At 67.9% G+C, this 24,843-nt stretch carries 20 protein-coding genes; 12 read left to right on the top strand and 8 right to left on the bottom strand.

All coding sequences use genetic code 11. The annotated features are described in order from the left end of the window. Window positions 1–227: 227 nt before the first annotated feature. From AC1PLA_RS01755 to AC1PLA_RS01740, 4 genes are read right to left on the bottom strand one after another with little or no spacing between them, the layout of a single operon-like run. Window positions 228–1,103, bottom strand: coding sequence for an NAD(P)-dependent oxidoreductase (locus tag AC1PLA_RS01755; RefSeq protein WP_245104374.1), 876 nt, complete (start codon window positions 1,101–1,103; stop codon window positions 228–230). Between the two features lie 37 nt (window positions 1,104–1,140). Then, window positions 1,141–2,259 carry an NADH:flavin oxidoreductase/NADH oxidase gene (locus AC1PLA_RS01750; RefSeq protein ID WP_481106141.1) on the bottom strand — a complete coding sequence of 373 codons (1,119 nt, stop codon included), beginning with the start codon at window positions 2,257–2,259 and terminating at the stop codon, window positions 1,141–1,143. Window positions 2,260–2,319: 60 nt separating this feature from the next. Beyond that, window positions 2,320–3,201: an NAD-dependent protein deacetylase gene (locus AC1PLA_RS01745; RefSeq protein ID WP_481105450.1), complete on the bottom strand. Its 882-nt coding sequence runs from the start codon at window positions 3,199–3,201 to the stop codon at window positions 2,320–2,322. After that, window positions 3,198–3,863, bottom strand: coding sequence for a TetR/AcrR family transcriptional regulator (locus AC1PLA_RS01740; RefSeq protein WP_065047144.1), 666 nt, complete (start codon window positions 3,861–3,863; stop codon window positions 3,198–3,200). Before AC1PLA_RS01740 ends, AC1PLA_RS01745 begins: the two co-directional genes overlap by 4 nt. 525 nt (window positions 3,864–4,388) lie before the next feature. On the opposite strand from AC1PLA_RS01740, the gene AC1PLA_RS01735 reads away from it, so the two are divergent. Both AC1PLA_RS01735 and AC1PLA_RS01730 read left to right on the top strand, forming a co-directional pair. Continuing rightward, a complete protein-coding gene (locus AC1PLA_RS01735) occupies window positions 4,389–6,872 on the top strand; it encodes a TonB-dependent receptor (protein WP_481105449.1) in 2,484 nt (827 codons plus the stop codon). 101 nt (window positions 6,873–6,973) lie between these two features. Next, window positions 6,974–7,981 carry a phospholipase C/P1 nuclease family protein gene (locus AC1PLA_RS01730; protein WP_349780192.1) on the top strand — a complete coding sequence of 336 codons (1,008 nt, stop codon included), beginning with the start codon at window positions 6,974–6,976 and terminating at the stop codon, window positions 7,979–7,981. 119 nt (window positions 7,982–8,100) lie between these two features. Here AC1PLA_RS01730 and AC1PLA_RS01725 read toward each other — a convergent pair whose 3' ends face one another. Beyond that, entirely contained in the window at window positions 8,101–9,036 is a 936-nt protein-coding gene (locus tag AC1PLA_RS01725; protein ID WP_481105448.1) for an alpha/beta fold hydrolase, read from the bottom strand. Between the two features lie 89 nt (window positions 9,037–9,125). On the opposite strand from AC1PLA_RS01725, the gene AC1PLA_RS01720 reads away from it, so the two are divergent. Next, entirely contained in the window at window positions 9,126–9,554 is a 429-nt protein-coding gene (locus tag AC1PLA_RS01720) for a MerR family transcriptional regulator (RefSeq protein WP_481076107.1), read from the top strand. Between the two features lie 64 nt (window positions 9,555–9,618). Here AC1PLA_RS01720 and AC1PLA_RS01715 read toward each other — a convergent pair whose 3' ends face one another. Further along, window positions 9,619–10,908 carry an MFS transporter gene (locus tag AC1PLA_RS01715; RefSeq protein WP_481105447.1) on the bottom strand — a complete coding sequence of 430 codons (1,290 nt, stop codon included), beginning with the start codon at window positions 10,906–10,908 and terminating at the stop codon, window positions 9,619–9,621. 97 nt (window positions 10,909–11,005) lie between these two features. On the opposite strand from AC1PLA_RS01715, the gene AC1PLA_RS01710 reads away from it, so the two are divergent. Together AC1PLA_RS01710 and AC1PLA_RS01705 are read left to right on the top strand one after the other, a co-directional pair. Then, window positions 11,006–11,893, top strand: a complete 888-nt coding sequence (locus tag AC1PLA_RS01710) for a LysR family transcriptional regulator (protein ID WP_481105446.1) — start codon at window positions 11,006–11,008, stop codon at window positions 11,891–11,893. A gap of 898 nt (window positions 11,894–12,791) precedes the next feature. Beyond that, window positions 12,792–13,457 carry a VOC family protein gene (locus AC1PLA_RS01705; RefSeq protein WP_481105445.1) on the top strand — a complete coding sequence of 222 codons (666 nt, stop codon included), beginning with the start codon at window positions 12,792–12,794 and terminating at the stop codon, window positions 13,455–13,457. A gap of 18 nt (window positions 13,458–13,475) precedes the next feature. Here AC1PLA_RS01705 and AC1PLA_RS01700 read toward each other — a convergent pair whose 3' ends face one another. Further along, window positions 13,476–14,282, bottom strand: coding sequence for a TatD family hydrolase (locus AC1PLA_RS01700; RefSeq protein WP_179464405.1), 807 nt, complete (start codon window positions 14,280–14,282; stop codon window positions 13,476–13,478). A gap of 232 nt (window positions 14,283–14,514) precedes the next feature. After that, window positions 14,515–15,432 carry a LysR family transcriptional regulator gene (locus AC1PLA_RS01695; protein WP_349780189.1) on the bottom strand — a complete coding sequence of 306 codons (918 nt, stop codon included), beginning with the start codon at window positions 15,430–15,432 and terminating at the stop codon, window positions 14,515–14,517. Window positions 15,433–15,559: 127 nt separating this feature from the next. Here AC1PLA_RS01695 and AC1PLA_RS01690 point away from each other — a divergent pair, with 127 nt between their 5' ends. The 7 genes from AC1PLA_RS01690 to gvpU all read left to right on the top strand — a co-directional run bounded on the left by AC1PLA_RS01690 (window position 15,560) and on the right by gvpU (window position 24,752). After that, window positions 15,560–16,612, top strand: coding sequence for a Rieske 2Fe-2S domain-containing protein (locus AC1PLA_RS01690; RefSeq protein ID WP_184352959.1), 1,053 nt, complete (start codon window positions 15,560–15,562; stop codon window positions 16,610–16,612). Window positions 16,613–16,629: 17 nt separating this feature from the next. Further along, window positions 16,630–17,589 (top strand): PDR/VanB family oxidoreductase, encoded by a 960-nt coding sequence (locus tag AC1PLA_RS01685; RefSeq protein WP_481105444.1) that lies wholly within the window; start codon window positions 16,630–16,632, stop codon window positions 17,587–17,589. Between the two features lie 501 nt (window positions 17,590–18,090). Further along, window positions 18,091–19,662, top strand: coding sequence for an adenosine deaminase family protein (locus AC1PLA_RS01680; RefSeq protein ID WP_481105443.1), 1,572 nt, complete (start codon window positions 18,091–18,093; stop codon window positions 19,660–19,662). Between the two features lie 86 nt (window positions 19,663–19,748). After that, window positions 19,749–20,930 carry a nucleoside hydrolase gene (locus tag AC1PLA_RS01675; protein WP_481105442.1) on the top strand — a complete coding sequence of 394 codons (1,182 nt, stop codon included), beginning with the start codon at window positions 19,749–19,751 and terminating at the stop codon, window positions 20,928–20,930. 4 nt (window positions 20,931–20,934) lie between these two features. Beyond that, entirely contained in the window at window positions 20,935–22,395 is a 1,461-nt protein-coding gene (locus AC1PLA_RS01670) for an AtzE family amidohydrolase (protein ID WP_481105441.1), read from the top strand. Then, on the top strand, window positions 22,395–23,975 hold the full coding sequence (gene ggt / locus AC1PLA_RS01665; protein ID WP_481105440.1) for a gamma-glutamyltransferase: 1,581 nt from the start codon (window positions 22,395–22,397) through the stop codon (window positions 23,973–23,975). Before AC1PLA_RS01670 ends, ggt begins: the two co-directional genes overlap by 1 nt. Window positions 23,976–24,296: 321 nt before the next feature. Further along, entirely contained in the window at window positions 24,297–24,752 is a 456-nt protein-coding gene (gene gvpU, locus AC1PLA_RS01660; protein WP_115510227.1) for a gas vesicle accessory protein GvpU, read from the top strand. The last annotated feature ends 91 nt before the right edge of the window (window positions 24,753–24,843 follow it).

The following is a 24,843-nucleotide window of genomic DNA, read 5'->3' as shown; positions in this document are numbered from 1 at the left end:
GCTGCATGTTGAGGTGAGCAAGAGGTGGACCGTGTTGCTGTGAAGCGAAGCGGCGTGAGAGTGGGGAGCAGATGGAGCTGACGGCGTGCGAAATCTGCTGCACGTTGCGTCGCCTCATCCCCTCACTCCAAGCCACGCTCCGCGCCCCGGCCCGCGCCAGTGATGCGCAAGCCGTGCCGCCCCGCCGGGACGGGAGAGTGGCTAGCTCCGCCTGGCGGAGGCTGCGATCAGGCCTGCCCGGCCCGCCGCGCCGACACCTCTGCCAGCACCGCCCAGTCGGCGTTGCCGTCGCCATGCGCGATGGCCTCGTCCAGCCCGGCGCGCAGCAACTCGCCCAGTGGCATCGGCACCTGCTTGTCGGCGCCGGCCTGGATCGCCAGATCCACATCCTTGCGGCCCAGGGTGGCAGTGAAGCCGGCGGGCAGGTATTCGCGCTGCATGATCAGGCGGCCGTAGCCCTGGTACGCGGGCGCGGCGAACAAGGTGCTGGTGAGCATGCCCAGGAACTGGGTGGCATCCACGCCGTGGCCGCGTGCCAGGGCGCTGGCTTCGGCCATGGCGCCGATTGCGCTGGCCAGGCAGAAGTTGGCTGCCAGCTTGACCGCATTGGCCTGCTCGGGAGTGTGGCCGATCTCCCAGGTGCGTTGACCGAGCACGTCGAACATTGGCTGCACGCGCGCCAGCGCCGCCTCGTCGCCGGCGGCCAGAATGTTGAGCTTGCCGGCTTCGGCCACATCGACCCGGCCAAGCACCGGTGCGGCCACGTAGGCCACGCCGCGTTCGGCATGCAGGGCGGTCAGCTCGTGCGCCAGTGCCACCGAGATGGTGGCCATGTTGACGTGCACGCTGCCGGCCGGCAGCGCGTCCAGCACGCCTTGCTCCAGCACGGTGGCACGCACCGCGTTGTCGTCGGCCAGCATCGAAAACAGCAGCGGGCCGTGCGCGGCGTCGCGCGGTGCATCCACCACCGTGGCACCAGCCTCGCGCAGCGACTGCGCGCGCTCCGGCGAGCGATTCCACACACGCAGTTCAAAACCGCCGCGCAGCAGGTTGTGCGCCATTGGCAGGCCCATCGTGCCCAAGCCCAGAAATCCTATCGGCATGCGTTGTCCTTGTTCGTTATGACGTCTATCGGATGGATCAGCTGGCAAATACGCCACGCGCATCGCGTGGCTCGCAGCGCAGGTATTGCGGCGAGGGCGTGACCGATGCGCCGAGTGCGGCAGCGGCATGCCACGGCCAGCGCGGGTCGTACAGGATGCCGCGCGCCAGCGCGATCGCATCGGCCTGGCCGTCCTGCAGGATCACCTCGGCCTGCGCCGGCTCGGTGATCAGGCCCACGCCGATCACCGGCGTGCTGACCTGCGCCTTGATCTGCTGCGCAAACGGAATCTGATAGCCCGCCTGTACCGGAATCTGCTGGCGCGGATCCAGCCCGCCGCTGGAGACATGGATGTAGTGCGCACCGCGCGCATCCAGCGCCTTGGACAACGCGATGCTCTGCTCGAGATCCCAGCCGCCCTCTACCCAATCGGTGGCGGAGATGCGCACGCCGATGGCAATCTTGTCCGACACCGCCGCGCGCACCGCGTCGAAGATGCGCAGCGTCAGCCGCATGCGGTTTTCCAGCGAGCCGCCATACGCATCGCTGCGCCGATTGCTCAGCGGCGACAGGAACTGATGCATCAGATAGCCATGCGCGGCATGCAGCTCGATCAGCGCCAGCCCCAGGCGCTCGGCGCGCTGTGCTGCATCGACAAAGGCCTGCACCACCGCATCGATGCCGGCCTGGTCCAGTGCCTGCGGCAACGGCTGACCGTCACGGAACGCCAGCGCCGATGCGGACACGGTCTGCCAGCCACGCGCGTGATTCGGCGCGATCGCCTCGCCGCCGTTCCACGGCAGATCGCTGGAGGCCTTGCGCCCGGCATGCGCCAGTTGGATACCGATCGGCATCGGCGACCACCGCCGCACCGAGTCCAGCACCTCGCCCAGCGCCTGCTCGGTGGCATCGTCGTACAAGCCGAGGTCGGCGTAGGAGATGCGCCCCTGCGGCTGCACCGCGGCCGCTTCCAGGATCAGCAGGCCGGCACCGGATTGCGACAAGGTGCCCAGATGGATGCGGTGCCAGTCGCTGGCGCGGCCGTCCTGTGCCGAGTACTGGCACATTGGGGCGATGACGATCCGGTTGGCGAGCGCAAGCGGACCGAAGCGGATGGGGGAGAACAGCTGGCTCAAGGGGGCATCCACAGATGACACGGGGATGCCCATTGCACTGCGCCACGCGCGTGGGCACAACCGCTGCGATGGATCACTGCGTCATGCCGAACGCGCACTGGCGTCGTTGACGCTGTGTGCACGCAGCGGATCGAACGGGGTATGCAGGAACGCCAGCGCCTGCGCGCATGACTGTTCGACCTTCAGGCTGAGCAGCTCGTCCGCGCGGGTGCGCCCGAAGTTGAGCGCGGCGATCGGCAGGCCGGCCTTGGCCGCGGCCTGTACGAAACGAAAACCCGAATACACCATCAGCGACGAGCCCACCACCAGCACCGCATCGGCCGCCTGCAGATGCGCAAATGCACGCTCCACACGCTCGCGCGGCACGTTCTCGCCAAAGAACACCACATCCGGCTTCAGCACGCCGCCACACAGCGGGCACGGCGGCACCACAAAACTGTCGAAGGCCACATCGTCCAGATCCGCATCGCCATCGGGCGCCTGCGCCGCGTCCAGGTCGGCCCAGCCGGGGTTGGCGTGCTCGAGCAGCAGCTGGAATTCGGTACGGGGCATGCGCCGCTCACAGCCCATGCAGCGCACCACATCGAGCCGGCCATGCAGATCGATCACCGCCTGACTGCCGGCAGCCTGATGCAGGCGGTCCACGTTTTGCGTCAGCAGCAGTTCCAGCTGGCCGCGCGCTTCCAGTGCGGCCAGCGCGTGATGGGTGGCATTGGGTTGCGCCAGCCCGAAGCGCGGCCAGCCGACCAGACTGCGTGCCCAATAGCGCTGCCGCGTGGACAGCTCGCCCATGAAGGCCTGGAACGTCACCGGTTGCGGACGCTTCCAGCCGCCTTGCAGATCGCGGTAATCGGGAATGCCCGAATCGGTGCTGCAACCGGCGCCGGTGAGCACGAACAGGCGCCGATGGCGCTCGATGAAATCCTGCAACGCGTTGCCGTCCTGAGCGGGTACCGCCGTCATCGCGCAACTCCGGTGGCCATGAGGTAACTGTGCAGCAACACCACCAGTTGCGCCTGCAGCGGCGCAATCCGCACCGCAGGCGCACCCTCCTCGAGCAGGCTTTTCACCGGCCCGGTGATGGCCGCCATGCCGATCTCGGCCACCGCCTCGCAATCGTCGAAGCGCACATCCGCGGCGGTGGCCAGCGCAGCGGCAAACGCCTGCTGCGAGCGCTTGCGCGCCTGCGACCCCAGCGTGGCGCCACCATGCAGCTCGGCAATGGCGTACAGCGCGCGCGAGACGTCCACATGCTGCAGCTTGGCCTGCACGAAGGCATGCACCAAGGCCTCGCACTGCTGCGCCAGCGTGCGCCCGTGTTGTTGCGCGCAGGCCCGTTCCACCGCGTCGATCACCGCCTGCAGATGCCACTGCAGCAACGCGATCAACATCGCCTGCCGATTGGGGTAGTACTGGTACACGCTGCCGACCGACACGCCGGCACGCTCGGCCACCCGCGTGGTGGTGCAGCCCTGCAGTCCGTCGGCCACCAGCACCTGGATGCTGGCCTGGCGGATGACCTCCACGGTAGCGCGCGAGCGCGCTTGCTGCGGGGCCTTGCGCGGTGCTGGCAGGGGGAATGAGGTACTCACGAAGGCGACTGTACACACGGATGGATGGCACATAGTCTGGGGGCCTTCTTGGTGATTCCAAGCAAGCGCCCCTCTCCAGCTCCGCACCCGTGGCGCTGCGCGACGGTGCCGAGCGCCCGATTGCTTCACCGTGTCGCTGGCGAAGGCACTGCGTAACGCAGGCTTTGCGGTCAATGCGCCGATGCGGTCAATCACGATCGCATCGCCGCCGATCTCGACGACCACATCGGTCCAGGCAGCGTCGAACAAGCGACTGCCAGCGTGGCGCAGCTTGTGATGTCCGAGCTGGCATCGGCGCGATGACACCGAGGGTGGGACAATTGACCTGATGATGCGCACCGAATGACACACAGCCGGCAACCTGCGCTCACGGTTGAAACCGCTTAAAAACAGGTGCCACGTCACAGATCGGCACGCGGGCCCGCTGACTTAGCGTGATCGGGCGCACACGCAACGCTGCGGAAACATGACGCCGCGACAGTGGGCAGCTCCCCCGCTGACCCCACTCCTGCCATGCCCTACACCCACATCCGGACGCGCTCCGGAGTGCGTCGTGCCGTGTCGCGTCGTCCGCTCGCCGTCCTGCTTGCACTGACCCTGGCCACCCCCGCGCTGGCGCAGGAGGCCGCACCCGCCACGCCTGCCACCCGCAAGGGCGAGGACGGCATCTTCTCGCTGGACCGGATGATCGTCACCGGCGCCGGCCAGGCCCAGAATCAGTTCGACGCCTCGTATGCGATCACCGCGCTGACCGCCGAGCAGATCGACAAGCTGGCCCCGCTCAACCTGGCCAGCCTGATCGGCTCGATGCCCGGCATCTATGCCGAATCCACCGGCGGCGAAGTGCAGAACGTCTACCGCATCCGCGGCATTCCCGACGAAGGTTCGTTTGCGGTGATCCAGGAAGACGGCATCAGCCCCTACCCGGACAACAACGGCTACTTCTACAAGACCGAAGGCCTGGTGCGCCCGGACCTGATGGTCGAATCGGTGGAAACCGTGCGCGGCGGGCCGTCGCCGATCTTCGCTTCCAATGCCGCGGCCATCGTCAATTTCGTCACCCGCCAGGGCGGCGACACGCCCGAAGGCGCAGTGCGCACCACCGTCGGCGACACCGGGCTGTATCGGCTCGATGGCTATTGGTCGGGCAAGCTTGCCGACGGCTGGTACCTGGCTGCCGGCGGCTTCGTGCGGCGCAACGACGGCTACCGCGACGTGGGCTTTCCGGCCGACGAGGGCGGGCAGTTCCGCATGAACCTCACGCATACGCTGGAGCACGGCAAGCTGACCTTCACCGCCAAGCATCTGGACGACAAGAACGCGTTCTACATGCCGATCCCGCTGTACGACCCGCGCGACACCTCGCGTTCGCTGGACCCGTTGATCGACCGTTTCACCGGCACCTTGAGCAGCGCGCAGCTGAAACGCGCCAGCATCGTCTCTAGCGATGCCAACGGCGCGCCGCAGCGCGAGTTGCGCGACCTGTCCGATGGCCGCCACATGAAGTTCAACCATCTGGGCGCCAACCTGGACCTGGCCTTCGACAACGGCTGGAGCCTGTCCAACAAAGCCATCGTCAATCGCCTGGACATGACCTTCGACGCGCTGTATTCCAGCAATGCGCCGCAGGACGCCGCCGCGTATGCCAACAGCCGCCGCGCCGCCGCCAGCGCCGCGTTTCCCGGCCTGAGCTCGCTGGGCTACGTCTACACCGACGACGGCAGCCGCTTCGATCCGGCCAGCACCGACGGCCTGGTGATCCAGGGCCAGTACCGCGCCATGAACGTGCGCGCCGATTCGTTCGCCGACGACCTGCGCCTGCATCGCCGCTTCGACTGGGGCGGCGACACCCACGACATCACGCTCGGCGTGTACGGCGCCTACTACGCGCGTTCCTACAATTCGCGTTACCAGAGCTATCTGCTGGAGATGCGGCAGAACCCGCGCACGATCGACCTGCTCGGCTACGACGCGGCCGGCAACGTGGTCGGTGGCGTGACCAAGGACGGCGTGGTGATCTACGGCGCCGACCGCACCCAGGGCAAGGCCTACACCAGCATGCTGGCGCCCTACATCGCCGACACCTGGCAGGTGACCGACAAGCTGCGCCTGGAAGCCGGCGTGCGTCACGAGCGCTACCGCTACCGCGCCTGGAGCATGCTGCGCAGCACCGGCAACCTGGGCATGGCCGACACCCTGGCCGACGATGCCGCGCGCCTGTTCACCGGGGCCCGCGCGCACACCGCGCTGGACGTGGGCGTGACCAACTGGACCGCAGGCTTCAACTACGATATCAACCCCACCGTCGGCATCTACGGCCGCGCCTCGCGTGCGCACCGCGCGCCCAGCGAGGGCGCCAACGAAGGCAACGTCAACATTCCCACCGCCGACCAGTTCGAGCTCGGCACCAAGCTCAACTTCGACACGCTGGACGTGTTCGCCACCGCCTTCTACACCAAGTACGACCCGTACAACATCGGCACCAGCGCGGTGAATCCGCAGACCGGCGCGGCCGAATCCAAGGACTACCGCGGCAGCGTCACCAATCCCGGCATCGAACTGGCGGCGGTGTGGACGCCGGCGCAGTGGCTACGTCTTGATGCCAACCTGACCTACAACGACACCAAGGTGTCCGACCTCACCGAAGTGGTGGCCAATGGCGCAGTGGCCGTGGTCGACGTGGACGGCAACATGCCCAACCGCCAGCCGAAGCTGTACGGCAATGCCGGCCCGACGCTGTTGTTCACCACCGGTGCGTTCGATTGGGAAACCTCGTTGCGCTACGCCTATGTGGGCAAGCGCTACGCCGACCTGGAAAACACCACCGAGCTGGCCGCCTACAACACCCTGGCGGCCAACATCCTGGTGCGCAACGGGCCGTGGGACGTGCAGCTGTCGGTGGACAACCTGACCAACACCTTTGCGCTGACCGAAGGCAACCCGCGCACCGACACCATCTCCGGCCAGGGCACGCGCGCACCGATCTACGGCCGGCCGATCTACGAGCGCAACTCGCGGCTGGTGGTGACCTACCACTTCTGAGTGCGCTGGCGTCCGAGGTGTCGCAGCCTCGATGCCAGCGCTCCACTTCCCGATCCATCGCCTGCAGCGCCGCAGCTGCGCTGCAGGCCACAAGGACTGCCATGACAGCTTCCCGTCTTGCCTGTGCGCTGCTGGTTGCAGCAGCGACATGTTCCGGCGATGCCGCCGCCTGGGGCCACCGCGCGCATGCCGCCATCGACAGCGCCGCGGTGCAGGCCCTGCCCGACGACGGCCCGGTCTTTCTCAAGCAGTACGCGCAGGTGATCGCCGACGGCGCCACACTGCCGGACGGCTGGCGCAGCGAGAGCGAACCCTTCCTCAAGATTGACGAAGACCCCAACCACGGCTGGTTCCGCGAGCAGTTCGCCTTCATGCAGCACCCGCCGCGCTCGCGTTATGCCTTCGTGCTGGCGCTGTACGACGAACAACGGCGCATCGCCGGCAGCGACCCACAACTGGCGCAGCGCATGAACGTGCGTTGGGCCGGCACCTTGCCGTACGCCGCCACCGAAGGCTACCAACGCATCGTGGCGACCATGCGGCAACTCCGCACGCTGCGCGCCAAGGGCCAGGACACCCGAGAGCTAGAACGCAACTGCGCGTTCTACGTCAGCTGGTTTGCGCACTACATCGGCGATGGCGCGCAGCCGCAGCACGACAGCATCCATCACGACGGCTGGCAGGGGCCGAACCCGCACGGCTACAGCACCGACCCGAAGGTGCACGGCAAGTTCGAGAGCGATTACGTGGAGAAGATTGCGCTGACCCCGCAGGACCTGCTGAGCCGCATGCCGGCCCTGGCGCACCAGGATGGCGATGTGTTCGAGCAGATCCTGGGCTTTCTCGACATCGGCACCGGCCGTGTCGAGCAGGTCTATCGCCTGGAAAAGGCCGGCGCCTTCGACGACGCATCCAGCAGCGATGGCCGCGCGATGGTCTATCGCACCGCCGGCGATGGCGCGGCGATGCTGCGCGACTTGCTGGTGCGCGCCTGGCGCGAAAGCGCGCTGCGGCCCGGCACCTCCACGCCCCCCAGCATGGACCCACGCCATCCGCAGTACGACCCGGCGACCGGATCTGCACCTGCCGGCAGGTCGCCCACGCTGTAACTGGCGATGGCGACAGGGGTGTGCCGCCATCGGCGTGCCGACCTGCGCGGCGGCAACGGGCGCCGCGCGGGCAGCACAGCGCAGCGTGCCATGCGGATCGCGCGTGCCATCACGCCGCGTCAGTGGGCGTTGGCGGCCTGTTCGACAAAGCGCAGCAGATCCTGATTGAAGCGCGGGCTGTCTTCCAGAAACGGGGCATGCCCGGCGTCGGGATACAGCACCGTCTGCGCACGCGGCTGCAGCTGCCGTGCACGCGCCAGCGTCGGCCCGGTGGTCACCAGTGCATCGCGTGCGCCGTACATCAGCAACACCGGCAACTGCGTGCGTTGCAAGCCGGCAACCTCGATCGACATGCCCTGCACGGCCCGTTGCATGTCCCACGAGGCCAGCGACGCGTTGGCCAGCAAGGTTTCAAACACCGGCGCCGGAGGCTGGGTGGCAAAGCACAGCCGCAGGAAGTCCTGCACCGCCTGCAGGTGCATGCGCAGGTCGTCGGAGACCAGATCGCGATAGATCGCCGGATGCGCGCCCAGCTGCTCTGCACGCAATTCGATCACGCCATCGACATACACCACGCCGCCAAGCCCTTCGTCGCCGTAACGGGTGAGGTAGTTAGTGATCACCGCACCGCCCAGCGACCAACCCACCAGCACCGCATCGCGCGCGTTTGCGGCCTTCACCACGGCGGCAAGGTCGTCGGCCCAGCGCATGCCGTCCCGATACGCGGACGCTGCCGCCGGTTTGCCGGACAGCCCATGCCCGCGCAGGTCGTAGGTGATCAAGCGATAGCCCTGCAGGCGCGGATCGGCCAGCTGCGCGTCCCAATCGATGCGACTGCCGAGCAGGCCATGCACGAACACGATTGCCCGGCCATCGGTGGCGCCATGCTCCTGCACCGCCAGGGCCACGCCGTCGGGCGCGGTGACGGTGTAGCTGCGCGACGCCGGGGGTGAGGCCGGGCCCGCCGCCGCCAAGGTTGAAGAGAACAGCAGCAGGCAGGCCAGCAGGTAGCGCGTCGGCAACATGCCAATGACGGAGAGAAAGCGAACAAGCATCGAAGTGAGCTCCAGACAATGGGAGCCACCATCCTCGAACCTCACACCAATGTGAGGGTCAAGCGTTGTGTGCAACGTATGCTGGGCGCATGGCCACATCGTCCGAACACTCACTGAGCATTGGCGCGCTGGCGCTGCAGACCGGCGCCAGCGTGCGCTCGCTTCGTCACTACGACGCGCATGGGCTGCTGACCTCCTCGCGCAGCGCCAACGGCTACCGGGTGTTTCCCGCCGCCTGCGTTGCGCAGGTGCGGCAGATCCAGCGCCTGATCGCCACCGGCTTCAGCCTGGACGACATCCTCGGCTTCCCCGATTGCATGCGTCTGGTGGAAGGCGCGCAGATGTGCCCGGAAACCGCGCAGGCGCATCGGGCACGCCTGCAGCTGATCGAGCGCCAGCTGGCCGACCTGGAGCGGCGCCGTGCGCGTTTGCTGGAAACCCTGGCACAGGGTGCGGCGGATGCCGCGACCATGCTGCCGCCTGCAGCGCAGACCAGACGCAGCAAGCGGGCGCGCTAGAGCGGCTGACAGACACCGCGCAGTCTTGCAGCCAGTCGTTCTTGGACGCGGCGGTCGAACCGCGTCACTCGCCGCGTGCAGGATGCGGCGCAAAGCGCCCGTACGGCCGCGTGTCGTCGGCGCGCTGGCGCAGCACGTAGGCCGCGGCGAAGGCGAGCGCCAGCAAGGTCAGGCACATGCCGACCAGCGCGCCCCAGCCACCGTGTTGCCAGAACCAGCCGCCAAGCGCGCCGATCACGCTGGAGCCGGCGTAATACGCCAGCAGATACAGCGATGCGGCGTGACTGCGGTGCGCACCGCCGAGCCGGCTCACCCACGCGCTGGCCGCCGAATGCGCAATGAAGAAGCCGATCGTCAGCAACACGATGCCGGCCACCACCAGCGCCAGCACATGCGCCAGGGTCAGCGCCACGCCGAGGATGCACAGCACGATGCCGGTGGTGACCACCGGGCCGCGCCCGAAACGGTCCGACGCCGCACCGGCCACCGACGAACTGACGATGCCGAACACATAGGCGCTGAAGATCATGCCGATCTGGCTCTGGCTCAGGCCGAATTCCGGCCCGCCCAGCCGGAAGCCGGCGTAGTTGTAGAGGCAGACGAACACGCCCATCAACAGGAACGGCAGCGCGAACAGGAACGGCAGGTTGCGGTCGCGCAGATGCCCGGCCCAGGCGCGCAGATGGAAGCGCAGGTTGATGCCGTGCCGGCGCACGAAGTTGCGCGACGGCGGCAGCAACCAGAAGAACGCCAGCGCGCACAGCAGGTCGAACACGCTCAACACCGCCAGCGCGGTGCGCCAGTCGTAGTGGTCGGTCAGCACGCTCATCACGATGCGCCCGCTCATGCCGCCGAAGGCATTGCCGGCCACATACAGGCCGGTGGCCGCACCCATCTTGTTGGCCGGCAGTTCCTCGCCCAGGTACACCATCGCCACCGCCGGCACCCCGCCCAGCGCGATACCGGACAAGGTGCGCACCAGCACCAGCGCGCCCCAGTGCGGCAGGAAGGCGGCGACCAGGTTGAGCACCGCGGCCAGTGCGATCGATACGAACATCAACCCGCGCCGGCCCAGGTTCTCCGACACTGCGCCGGCACAGAAGATCGCCAGAGCCAGCGCGCCGGTGGCCAGCGACAACGGCAGCGAGGCGGTGGCCGCGTCCACGCCAAAAGAGCGCGCAAACTCCGGCAGCACCGGCTGCACGCTGTACAGCAGCGAGAAGGTGGCAAAGCCGGCCAGGAACAGGGCCAGGCGGATGCGGCCGCTGGCCGGCGCATCGGCGGCGGCGGCGTTGTCGGCAAGGCCGGCGGTGGCGCCCGGCAGGCTGCCGGTGCGGCGATCAGGAGAGGACACAGGCGTAGCATCGAGACTTGGGACGGCGAGTATTCGCCTGCGCTGACCCCCTGTCCAATATATGATCCTGGCAGTTGCCATATGCAGAACAGATAGCATGGAACTTCGCCACCTGCGCTACTTCCTGGCTGTCGCCGAGGAGGGCAACTTCACCCGCGCCGCAGCGCGGGTCGGCATCGGCCAGCCGCCGTTGAGCCAGCAGATCCAGGCGCTGGAGCGTGATCTGGGCACGCCGCTGTTTCGGCGCACCCACAGTGGCGCCGAGCTGACCCCGGCCGGCGAGGCCTTCCTGGTCGAGGTACGCCGCGTGCTCGCCGATGTGGAGCGCGCCGCGGAAACCGCACGGCGGGTGGCGCGCGGCGAATCCGGCCGGCTGCGGCTGGGCTTCACCGCCTCGGCCGCGTTCAACCCGGTGGTGCCGCACCTGATCCGCGACTTTCGCCGGCAATGGCCGCAGGTCGAGCTGTTGCTGGAAGAAACCAACACTGCGGGGCTGCTGCTGGCCCTGGCCGATGGCCGCCTGGACGCGGCCTTCGTGCGCTACGGCCTGAGCACGCCGCCCGACCTGCAACTGCTGCGCTTTGCCAACGAACCGATGAAGATCGCCGTGCCCGCCGCGCATCGCCTGGCCGCCCGCAACAGCGCACCACTGGCCGCGCTGGCGGGCGAACCGTTCATCCTGTTCCCGCGCAGCTTCGGGTCCAGCCTGTACGACGAGATTCTCGCCGCCTGCCGCGCATCCGGCGTGACCTTGCGCATCACCCAGGACGCGCCGCAGATGTCGTCCATCGTCAACCTGGTCGCCGCCGAACTGGGCGTGTCGGTGGTGCCCGCCTCCACCGCGCAGCTGCAGCTGCCCGGCGTGCGCTATCTGGATATCGAAGGCCAGATGCCGCTGGCCCGGCTGGCCCTGGCAGTCGCGCCGGGCGCCCTGGACACCGCGCCACTGGTCCAGCATCTGTGGGCGCTGGCGGAAGTGCTGTGAGCCAGGCTGATCTCGAGCCGACAGCACCAAGGTTTTTGTAGGAGCGCACCCGTGCGCGATGTGGCTCTACCGGTAACGCCCTCGCGCACAAGTGCGCTCCTACACCTGCCAACAGATGGCCAGATGCCACTGGCCAGGCTGGCCCTGGCGGAAGTGCTGTGAGCCAGGCTGGTCTCGAGCCGAAAACACCACGGTTGTTGTAGGAGCGCACTTGTGCGCGATGTGGCTCTACCGGTAAGGCCCTCGCGCACAGGTGCGCTCCTACCGGCCAACAGAGGGCCAGACGCCGCTGGCCAGGCTGGCCCTGGCGGAAGTGCTGTGAGCCCGGCTGGTCTCGAGCCGACAGCACCACGGTTTTTGTAGGAGCGCACCCGTGCGCGATGTGGCTCTCCCGGTAACGCCCTCGCGCACAAGTGCGCTCCTACACCTGCCAACAGATGGCCAGATGCCGCTGGCCAGGCTGGCGCTGGCGGAAGTGCTGTGAGCCCGGCTGATCTTGAGCCGAGAGCACCAAGGTTGTTGTAGGAGCGCACCCGTGCGCGATGTGGCTCTACCGGTAAGGCCCTCGCGCACAGGTGCGCTCCTACACCTGCCCGGGCTGAAAGATGTTGGATTGGGTTGCCTGCCACCAGCGATGGCGCTGGTTCTCTTGAGCCGAGGTCTGATCCACGCGCCCTCCGCCGCACCCGAAGCCATCGATCCTGTGGAAGCACGCATGCCCGCAATGCTGTTTGCATGGCGACATCATCGCGGCCAGGGCCTTCGCTGCAGACAGCATGCACGTTGCCGACGCGCGCACGTGCCCTGCCGAATCCAGGTAACACCATCCGGGAACCGCTTGACCTCAACCGCGATTGAGGTCGTTCAATGCCTGCACCTTCCATCACCTGCGCCCGTCATGCATCTTCGCCATCTGTTGCTGCCCTGCCTGGACCCCGACCTCAGCCTGCGCTTCTATCGCGAGGTACTGCAGCTGCCGCAGCACGGCAACAGCATCCGCATCGGCTGGAGCAGCCTGGAATGCGTGCAGGCGCAGCAGCCGGTGGGCAGCGTGCATCTGGCGTTCAACGTGGCGCCGTCGCGCTTCGACGCCGCTGCGCAGTGGATCGGCGCACGCAGCAAGCTGCTTGCCGATCCACATGGCCGCCGGCAGTTTCAATTGGATGGCGTATGGCAGTCGCGATCGGTGTATTTCGCCGGCCCCGATGGCGCGGTACTCGAGTTGATCGCGCGTCGGGCGGTGCAGGTGGCCACCGGCGACGGCGCGTTCCACGGTGACGAGTTGCTGTGCGTGAGCGAGATCGGCTTACCCAGCAACGATGTCGCGGTGGTGACCAGCAGTGTCGCCCACCACTTCGGCGTGCGGCCGTTTGCGCCGGCGCTCGAGGGCTTTGCCGCGCTGGGCGACGATGATGGCTTGTTGATCGTGGTCGATCAGGCGCGGCGCTGGTTTCCGCAGCAGCGGCAGCTGCCGTGGGCAAGCGGCGTGCGGGTCAGCGTGGATGCACCGCAACCGGGGCTGCGCTTGCGCGATGCGCAGGGCTGGGAGTTGCTGGCGGCGTGATCGCCCACGCCGCGCAGGTCATGCCGCCGCTGCAGGCGCGGGCAGACGGAAGAACGCCCGCGCCGCCGCGGTGCTGTTGGCCGCGGTCAGCGCCACCTCCTCGCCACGATCGCGCGCGAGTTCTTCGACGATATGCGACAGGAACATCGGCTCGTTGCGGCGGTCCTTGGGCATCGGCTTGAGCGTGCGCGGCAGCAGGTACGGCGCGTCGGTTTCGATCATCAAGCGGTTGGCCGGGATGTTGCGCACCAGCTCGCGCAGATGCAGGCCGCGGCGCTCGTCGCACAGCCAGCCGGTGATGCCGATGTAGTAATCGCGGTCCAGGTAGTCGAACAGTTCTTCGCGGCTGCCGGTGAAGCAATGCACCACCGCCGGGCCGAGGCGGCCATCGAAGCTGCGCATGATCGACAGGAAATCGTCGTGCGCCTCACGCTGATGCAGGAACAGCGGCTTGCCGTTGTCGGCAGCCAGTTGCAGCTGGCGCTCGAAGGCCTTGTGCTGGGCCGGACGCGGGGCGAAATCGCGGAAATAATCCAGCCCGCATTCGCCCACCGCCACCACCTGCGGGTGCGCCTGCAGCGTGCGCATTTCGGCCTCGCATTCGGCGGTGAACTCCACCGCGTGGTGCGGGTGCACGCCGGCGGTGGCGTAGAGGAATCCGGGATGCTGCTGGGCCAGCTGCAAGGCCAGCGGCGAATGCTCGCGGCTGGCACCGGTGATCACCAATTGCGCAACGCCTGCGTCGCGTGCGCGTTGCAGCACGGCGTCGCGGTCGCGGTCGAAGGAGTCGTGGGTGAGGTTGGCGCCGATATCGATCAACTGCATGCTGCGGTGTCGTGTGGGGAGAGCCGGGCAAGTGTAACGAGTGGGGATTGTGTGCGCTTAGCGCTTCGCGTCCCTTCTCCCGCCGGGAGAAGCTGGCGCGCAGGACCGGATGCGGGTGCGAGCGGAGCCTCGCATGACCCACCACCCAATGTGGCGTCGCCCCGTCCCCTCACCCCAACCGCTCTCCCGCAGGAGAGGGGCTTTGCTCCCTTCTTCCAGGAGAGAGAGGGATTCAACCCACCACCGGCACCACCATCGCATCGATCTTCGCCGCCAGCGCCTGGATCGTCAGCAGCGCCGAGCGCGACAGCTGCCGCTGCGGGGCCACGCACAGCGCCAGCGTCATCGGCTTGGTCAGGTGGCGGCGGAACGGCACGAATGCCAGGCGGCCGTCGGCCACATCCGGCGCGGCATCCAGCCACGACATCAGGCCCACGCCGGCACCGGCGCGCACCAGCCCGCGCAGCGTGCGCACATCGTTGCAGTGGGTCAGCCGCTTCACGTCGATGTGCTGGCGTTGGTACAGCACCTTGGCATGCTCGCCGACGATCAGCGGGGCGGCCGGCAGCAGCAGGCGGTGTTCCAGCGTTTCGCTCAGCTGCAGCTCGGTGCGGGTGCTGAGCGGGTGGCCGACCGGCATCGCAATCCCCAACGGGATGTCGGCAAAGGCGCGCACCTCCAGGTCCACGCTGCTCACCGGGTCCAGCAGCAGGCCGATATCCACATCGGCCGAGGTCACTATTTCCATCACCCGCTGGTTGCGCGCGGTGGACAGGTTGAAGGTGATGCCGGGGTACTCCTGCACCAGCGCCGCCACCGCCTCCGGCACCACGCCCTCGCTGAGCGCGTCGATCATGGCGATCTCCACATGCCCGCGGCGCAGCCCCTTGAGCTCGTCGAAGCGCTCCAGGGTGCGGGCATAGGCCTTCTCCCAGCCGCGTACGTCCACCAGCAGCAGCTCGCCGGCGGCGGTCAGCCGCAGCCGCCCGGGCAGGCGCTCGAACAGCTGCGCGCCCAGCTCCTCCTCGGCCTTGAGGATCTGCCGGTCGATCGCCGAGGCCGACACGTGCAGCACGTCGGAAGCCTTGCGGATGCTGCCGCAGCGGGCCACTTCGATGAAGTAACGGGTGAAGCGGGAAAAGGTCAGCATGCGGCGGGGCTCGGTTGGCGTTGCATTTTTTGCAATGGCTTGGCTGAAAATCGATGTTTGATAACACACCCCCAGCTTCCTAGAGTCAATCCGGCACCGCTCCCGCCCTACGCCAGAGACTGGACCCATGGATGTCGCCGTCCCCGCCCTGCCACTGCACTGCACCTTCGAGGCCGCCGACTGGCAGCGCCTGGCCCAGCACTGGCACGCGGTGGCGCTGAGCAGCGAGGTCGGGCAGGCGCCGTTCAAGGCCACCCTGCTGGACGAGCCGCTGGTGCTGTACCGGCTGGGCGACGAATTGGTGGCCGCGCGCGATGTCTGCCCGCACCGCGGTGTGCCGCTGAGCATGGGCACCGCCGATGGCGGCGGCGTGGTCTGCGCCTACCACGGGCTGCGCTTCGGCTCGGGCGGGCGCTGCAACCACATCCCCGCCAGTCCCAGCCAGAACATCCCGGCCAAGATGCGCCTGCACACCTACGCGGTGGCCGAGCGCTACGGGTTGATCTGGGTGTGCCTGGCCAAACCGGCCGGCGTCAGCGCGGCCGAGGTGCAGATTCCGCCGATGCCCGGCTGGGACGAGGATGGCTTCCAGCAGATCGTCTGCCCGGCCTTCGACATCGGCGGCAGTGCCGCGCGCCAGCTGGAGGGTTTCATCGACGTGGCCCATTTCGCCTTCGTGCACACCGCCACCTTTGCCCAGCCGGACAAGCGCGAGGTGCCGGCCTACACCACCACCGAGACGCCGACCGGCTTCAATGCCGACTATCTGAGTTCGGTGGCCAATTATTCGGTGGACATGCCGCTGCCGGACGTGGACCCGGATTTCCAGTGGCTGCGCCATTTCGAGGTGCATCTGCCGTTCACCGCCACCCTCACCATCCACTTCCCGGTGCCGGGCAAGCGGCTGGTGATCATGAACGCGGCCAGCCCGGTGTCCAAGCACAAGACGCGCCTGCTGGTGCCGATCGCGCGCAACTTCGACACCCATCTGCCAGTGGAGGACGTGCACGCCTTCAACCTGCGCGTGTTCGAGGAAGACCGCGCCATGGTCGAGGCGCAGCGCCCGGAATACCTGCCGCTGGACCCGCTGCTGGAGGTGCATATCCCGGCCGACCGCAGTTCCATCGCCTATCGCCGTGGCCTGCGCAGCCAGGGCTATAGCGACTTCTTCCTGCGCTGACCGCCAAGGAGCACGCCATGCAGTTGCACGAGGTCCGCGTTGCCGAGGTCTTCGACCAGGGCCATCGCCAGCGCGCGATCCGGCTGGAGCCGGTCGGCGCGGAATTGCCGGCCTTCGAGGCCGGCGCGCATGTGGACCTGCATCTGCCCGACGGCATGATCCGCCAGTACTCGATCGCCAGCGCGCCGCATGTGCGTGACCACTATCTGCTGTGCGTGAAGCTCGCCGACGCCTCGCGCGGCGGCTCGCGGCATCTGTGCGAGCAGCTGAGCACCGGTGATCGCCTGCGCATCTCCACACCGCGCAACCTGTTTCCGCTGCATCCGGGCGAGCGCCACGTGCTGCTGGCCGCCGGCATCGGCATCACCCCGCTGCTGTCGATGGCCGAAGCGCTGGAAGCGCGCGGCGAACCCTTCGTGCTGCACTATTACGCGCGCCGGCACGCCGACGTGGCGTTCGGGCAGCGGCTGCAGCAGGGCTTCGCGCATGGCCAGGTACAGGTGCATCTAAGCGATGGCGGCGAAAGCCCGCGCGTGCATGTGCCCGAAGAATTGGGCCAGGCGCGTGCGCGCGACCAGCTGTACCTGTGCGGGCCGGCCGCCTTCATGGACCACTTCACGCTGCTTGCCAGGGCGCACGGCTGGACGACGGAGCAGCTGCACCGCGAACACTTCGCCGCCGCCGAGCCCGGCATCGCCCACGATGCCGACAGCGCCTTCGAAGTGGAGCTGGCCGCCAGCGGCCGCGTGGTGCAGGTGCCGGCCGACTGCAGCATCGCCAGTGCCTTGCTGGACGCCGGCATCGAGGTACCGCTGTCCTGCGAGCAGGGCATGTGCGGCGCCTGCCTGACCGGCGTCCTGGCGGGCACCCCCGATCACCGCGACAGTCTGCTCAGCGACAGCGAACACGCGCAGAACCGGCAGATCACGCTGTGTTGTTCGCGTAGCCGCTCGCCGCGGCTGGTGCTGGATCTTTGAGGCGGCCTGTGTGTGGCAGATGCCTGTGCAGCGCTGCTGCGAGTGCGGCTATTCACCCATGCCGATGGTCCCGCCGATGCGATCGCTAGGCACCGCAGATGACGATGCGTTGTGCCGCCGATCGTCATGACCTGCACGCCGCCGCAGTGCATCACCCGTACATCGCGTACCCGCTGCCGGAAAAGGCCTGGTCGCTGCAGCGCGCTTGTCTGCGCTGCGCTGGTGTGCAGCGTCAGGCCTGGTGTGCCGATGTGCAGAACGCTGCGGGAGATCCACAAGCGACGAAGCAGCGCTTGTCGATCCGCAGGCATTGATGGTGGCGCGGTGCCTCATGTAGCACCAAGGAGCCTTGCAACCTCACCCAGGCGTCCACCCAACAACACGAGCGTCAGCACCAGCAAAAAACCACTCCAGTGCTGGCCGTCCACCACGCATGCAAGGCATGCTTCGCATCTACCGGCGTGATTGCGCCATTGCCGTTCTTTCCGAGCTTTCCATCGCATGTCCATCGTTCATCGCAGTCTGATTGTGGCGCTATGCCTGTTGTTGCCCACCGCCGCACCGGCACGCAGCCAAGCCACCCCTGCACAGCAACGCGAGCAGCAGGTGGCGCAGCTGCTGCGCACCGCCGCCGATCAGCCTGCGCAGCTGCGTGCCTGGCTGCAGGCGATGCCCAAGGGCGGCGACCTGCATAACCATCTGTCCGGCTCGGTGTATGCCGAGGACTACCTGCAGTGGGCCAGCGAGGATGGCGCCTGCGTGCAGCTGGACGACCTGAGCCTGCGCGCGCCGCCGTGTGGCAACGGCCAGGAGCCTGCACGCGACCTGGCAACACGCAACGCCGCGCTGTATGGACGGGTGGTGGATGCCTTGTCGATGCGCAAGTTCCTGCCCAGCCCGTCGCAACCCACCGGACACGATCAGTTCTTCGGCACCTTCGGCAAGTTCGACGCGGTGGTGCGCGCGCGCGTTGCCGACACCGTGGCCGCAGTGCTGGAACAGGCCGCACGCGACCGCGTGCCCTATGTGGAAATCATCGCCAACCCGCCGCAGATGGATGAGGCAGCCAAACAGATGCAGTCCTTGCCCTGGAAGGGCGACGACGACGCGGCCAACCTGCGCGCCTTGCAGGATGCCTTGCCGCCGCTGGTGCAGGCCGCACAACGCGCGCTTGCCGACACCGATGCCCAGGTGCGCCGCGTGCTGCACTGCGACCAGCCCGATGCACGTCCCGGCTGCCAGGTCACCTACCGCTACGTGCCTTACGTGCTGCGCGTGTTGCCGCAGCCGATGGTGTTCGGGCAGATGGCGCTGGCGCATGCGCTGATCACCGCCGGCGGCAGCCGCGCGGTGGCGTTGAACATCGTCGCGCCCGAAGACAACCCGGTGGCGCTGGCCGATTACGCGCGGCACATGGCGATGTTCCGCTTCTTCGCCGCGCGCTACCCCGACGTGCCGCTGTCCCTGCACGCCGGCGAACTTGCCCTGGGCCTGGTGCCGCCGGCGCAACTGCGCTCGCACATCCGCCAGGCGGTGGATGCCGGTGCGCGCCGCATCGGTCATGGCGTGGACCTGCCTTATGAAGACGACGCCGACGGCCTGCTGCAGCGCATGCGCCGCCAGCAGATTGCGGTGGAGATCAACCTCACCAGCAACGATGTGATTCTCGGCGTCAAAGGCGCGGCACATCCGCTGGCGATGTATCTGCGCGCCGGTGTGCCGGTGGTGCTGTCCACCGACGATGCCGGCGTCTCGCGCGCGGACATGACCCACGAATATCAACGCGCGATGCAGGAACAAGGCATCGATTACCCCACCCTCAAGCAGCTCGCCCGCAATGGCCTCACCTATAGCTTCCTGCCGGGCACCAGCCTGTGGGATGCCGACGGTAACGCTGCGCAGGCCTGCGCCACCGCGTTGCAGCGCGAAACCGATGATGCTGCCTGTCGCGCATTCCGCCAGGGCAGCGAGAAGGCCCGGCTGCAATGGCAGCTGGAAACCGACCTGGCCCAGTACGAGCGCACGCTGCTGCAGGTAGGAGCGCGCCCGAGCGCGAACGGGCTTTACCGGTAACCCCCCGTCGCGCGCAGGCACGCTCCTACCAACGCCCTCGATCCATCGCCGCTGCAATGCCTTCAACCTTCCACGACAAAAACGCAATGACCGACCCGCACGCCACCACATCCAGACGCCGCGTCATTCTCGAAGACGACATCGACGGCTTCACACCCGCGCAGCTGCTGCTGTTGCAGTCGCCCGAGGTCGAGGTGCTGGGCATCAGCGCGGTCAGCGGCAACATCTGGCGCGACGAAGTGCTGGCGCATAGCTGCCGCCTGCTGGAATTGGCCGGTCACCCCGGCATCCCGGTGCTGCCCGGCCCGGTGCATCCGCTGCTCAACAGCGAACTGGCCACCGAGCGCTGGGAAGCGCTCTACGGCAAGCTGGTCTGGAAAGGTGCCTGGACCAGGCACTGGGTGGATGGCGACACCGTGCAAAGCGCGCCGCGTTATCACGCCCACGACGTGGTGCCCGACCTGCCGTTGGGCAATCCCAGCGTGGTGCGCGCGTCCGACGAGCCGGCCGCATTGTTCATGCTGCGCATGGTGCGCCAGTATCCGGGCGAGGTGAGCATCATTGCCACCGGCCCGTTAACCAATCTGGCGCTTGCGCAATCGCTGGATCCGGCCTTCGCCACGCTGGCACGCGAGCTGGTCTACATGGGCGGCAGCCTCAACCCGCGGCAGCAACGCAACAGCGTCAGCGCGCAGCAATTCGCACGCGAGTTCGTCAACTCGCCACGCCGCGAATTCAATATCCGCTGGGATCCGGAAGCGGCCAGCATCGTCATGCGCGCCCCCTGGCGCAAGATCACCATGGTGCCGGTGGACCCATCGACCGCGACCGAACTCACGCCCGACCTGCTGGCGCGCATGAGCGCGGCCGACACCACCATCGGCCATGCCTTGCGCCGCCGCGAACCGGGCTTTCCGATGTGGGACGAACTGGCCACCGCGGTATGGCTGCGGCCCGAACTGGCAACACGGACCGAGACGCTCTACGTCGACACCAACACCGCCTTCGATGCCGGCTACGGCGACATCCTGTCGTGGGCACCCGGCTATCAACCGGGTCTGGGCGAGCAGGCACAGACGGTGGTGCACGCGGTGGATATCGAGCCGTTCGAACAGCTGCTGGTAGACCATCTCACCGCGCCGCAACCACCAGCAGTCGGCTTGCCGCTCCCCCTTGTCCCCTCGGGAGAAGCTGCCCGATGCGCGGGTGAGGCTGCGGCACCCCAATCCCGACTCCCAACGAGCGAATCCCCGCTCCCAACCAGGTGACCCCATGCAACTCCCAGCGCAGTGGCAGGCCGGCATCGATCGCAATACCGAGGTCCTGCGTGGCCACGCGCAGCTGCTCGCCAGCTTCAACGCACCGCGCCCCGCAGCGCCGGACACCACCACGCCGCGCGGGCTAATCGGCTCCATCGTCAGCACCACCCGCAGCCAGCCCACCCTGGCCGCACGCCTTGCCACCCAGACGCTCACGCGCATCAACCAGGCCAACGACAGCCTGCGCGCGATCACCCGCCCGCTGCCCGCACGCGCCGCCGCCGATGCCGCGCGCGTGCAGGCCGCGCTGGCCGGCGGCAGCGACGGCGGTGCGTTGGCCGGCGTGCCGTTCGTGGTCAAGGATCTGTTCGACGTCGCTGGCCAGGTCACCACCGCTGGCGCCGTCATGCGCGCGCAGTGCGCGCCCGCCAGCCGCGATGCGGCCGTGGTGCAACGGCTGAGCGACGCCGGCGCGGTGCTGGTCGGCACCGCCAACATGGACGAATTCGCCTACGGCTTCGCCACCGTCAACGCGCACTACGGCACCACCGCCAACCCGCACGATCACCGCCATCTGGCCGGTGGCTCGTCGGGCGGCTCGGCCGCCGCGGTGGCCGCCGGGCTGGTGCCGTTCGCGCTGGGCTCGGACACCAACGGCTCCATCCGCGTCCCGGCCGCGCTATGCGGCGTGTATGGCCTGCGCCCCACGCACGGCGCGTTGCCGCTGGATGGCGTGTTCGGCTTCGTCGATGCGCTGGATGTGGTCGGCCCGTTCGCCAGCTCAATCGCCGACCTGCGCCGCGTCCATGAAGTCATGCTCGGTCACCCATTGGCATCGTGCAATGCTGGCAGCCTGCGCATCGCCCGCCTGGGCGGCTGGTTCCAGCGCAACCTCGACCCCGAGCTGGATGCCGGCCTCGGCACATTGCTGACCGCTTGCAACAGCAGCACCCTCATCGAATTACCCGAAGCAGAACGCGCCCGCGCCGCCGCCTTCGTGCTCACCGCCGCCGAGGGCGGCCACCGCCATCGCGCCGGCCTGAGCACGCAGGCCGAGCAGTTCGACCCGGCCACCCGCGACCGCCTGCTCGCCGGCCTGCAACTGCCCGCCAGCGCGGTGGCCGATGCGCACCGCTTCGCGCAGTGGTTTGGCGCCGCCATGCAGCGCCTCTGGGACGAGGTGGATGTGTTGATCGCCCCGGCCACACCCTGCGTGGCGCCGCGCATTGACCAGGACACCATCCAGATCGACGGCCTGCCGGTGTACGTGCGCGCCAACCTGGGAATCTTCACCCAGCCGCTCGGCCTGGCCGCCTGCCCGGTGCTGGCCGCGCCGTTGCCGCGCCCCGGTCGCCTGCCGCTGGGCGTGCAGCTGATTGCCGCACCCGGCCGCGAAGACCGCCTGTTCGCGCTCGCCGCGCAACTCGAACGCGACGGCCTGCTCGCCTTCAGCCCACCGGCGGAGACGCGCTGATGCTGCACACCTTGCGCGCACGCCGCGGCATGGTCGTGGCCCCGCACCATCTGGCCGCACAGGCCGGGCGCGATGTGCTGCGCGACGGCGGCAATGCCATTGAAGCCGCCGTCGCCACTGCCGCCTGCCTGGCCGTGGTCTACCCGCACATGACCGGTATCGGTGGCGACGGCTTCTGGCTGATCCACGATCCCGACGGCCGCGTGCACGCCATCGACGCCTGCGGCCGTGCCGCACAGGCTGCAACACTGGAGTTCTATCGCGGCCACAGCAGCATTCCGTGGCGCGGCCCGGGCGCGGCCAATACCGTCGCCGGCACCGTCGCCGGCTGGGCGCTTGCCCTGCAGCACGCAGGCGGCGGCCTGTCGCTGCAGCGCCTGTTGCATGACGCCATCCACCACGCCAGCGCCGGCGTGCCGGTGACGCTGGGCGGTGCGCACATCGCCACCAGCAAGGGGGCCGAGCTGCGCGTGCAACCCGGTGCCTACGCGGACATCTTCGAACCGCGTGGCACGCCGCTGCACGAAGGCGCACTGCTGTATCAGGCGCAGCTCGCACATACCCTGCAACGGCTGGCCGACCACGGCCTGGACAGTTTCTATCGCGGCGCACTGGCCGACGACATCGCCGCCGACCTGCAGGCGCTCGGCAGCCCGCTGCGCGCGCACGATCTCGCAAGCCACCGTGCCGACGCCAGCGTACCGCTCTCGGTCGCCATTCGTGGTGCGCGCCTCTACAACCACGCACCGCCCACGCAAGGCCTGGCCTCGCTGCTGATCCTTGCCTTGTTCGATCGCTTGCAGGTCGCACAGCCCGACAGCTATGCGCACCTCCACGGCCTGGTCGAAGCCAGCAAACAGGCCTTCCTGATCCGCGACGCACACCTTGGCGACCCCGACTGGATGACGCTGGACGCACAGGCGCTGCTCGATGACAGTGGCGCACTCGATGCGCTCGCTGCACGCATCGACATGCACAGCGCACTGCCCTGGCCGCAGCCCTCGCAGGCCGGCGACACCGTCTGGTTCGGCGCCATCGACGCGCACGGCCGCGCGGTCAGTTGCATCCAGTCCACCTATTTCGAATTCGGCTCCGGCCTGGTGCTGCCACGCACCGGCATCACCTGGCAAAACCGCGGCTGCAGTTTCCGCCTCGCCCCCGACGGCTGGAACGCACTCGCCCCGGGCCGCAAACCCTTCCACACCCTCAACCCGGCGCTGGCCACCTTCGACGATGGCCGCGTCATGGCCTACGGCACCATGGGTGGCGAAGGCCAACCCCAGACCCAGGCGGCGATCTTCTCCCGCTACGCGCGTTTCGGCGTGCCGCTGCAACAGGCCATCACCGCACCACGCTGGCTATTGGGACGCACCTGGGGCGAAGAGAGCACATCACTCAAGCTGGAAGACCGCTTTGATCCGGCACTGGTGCAGGCACTGCGCGATGCCGGGCATGCGGTGGACCTGTTGCCCGCCTACAGCTCGGCGATGGGACACGCAGGCGCGCTGGTGCGCGAGGCCGATGGCGTGATCAGCGGGGCAAGCGATCCACGATCCGATGGTGCGGTGGCTGGGTGGTGATGGTTGGGGCGTGATGATGATTGCTGCGCCTGCGTGGTGACGGGCAGACATCCCTGCCCGCCAATCAGGCGATCGGGTCAGAGCGTGCTTGCACCCCAGCACCGGCTAGCACGCAGGACCGAGAGTCCAGCCAGTTGCAGGCCGACAAGGTGAACATGTCATAGACTCTGGGCATGCTCTCCAAGGCGACGATGGCGGACTCAACCACGCCGTTCACCGGACAGGACGCACCTGCTTTCTTGGGCATGCATGGCGATGGGTAAGCTACGTCGCCGTGCTTATTTCGACAGACGCATCAACCCTTCCACCAAGGAGAGCCATATGACAGAGCAAGAAGACAACCAACCGAGCCTGGAAGACGTCAAGCTGGCGTTCGACGGCCAGAGCCTGGATTGGTATCTGCAAAAGCTGGTCGCAACCGTCAACAGCTCGAACGTGCAGTTCGGCATCACGCTGTTTGTCGAGGGCATCATCGTGTCCGGCCAGCTGGTCAGCGGAAAACAGTACTTCGAGGCGTTTGCGCAGGAATTCTCTGCCGCCTACCCCGGCGATGCCGAGGAAAAAGAGGATATCCGTCGTGCGTTTGCCAGCCACGCCAGCATCTACGACACCGAGGACGATGCGCAAAGCAGCCGGCCGCCGCAGTTCATTCACCTGATCGACTCGCGTTGCTTCTCGCCCGGCGGCCAGCCCCTGCCCAGCAACCGTGGCGTGCTCTGGCGCGGCAAGGTCAATGCCGTGTCCGGCTTCACCCTGGGATCGCTGTCGGCCGATTGAGCCTGACAAGTTCCGCGTTGGTGTGAGGTGCTCGTCATCTCACATCGGGTCAACGCGCTAGCGCAGCTGCGTCGCTGGAACATTGCCTCCG

Source organism: Xanthomonas sp. NCPPB 1826, assembly GCF_056725285.1.
This window is presented reverse-complemented; position numbering and strand designations above follow the sequence as displayed.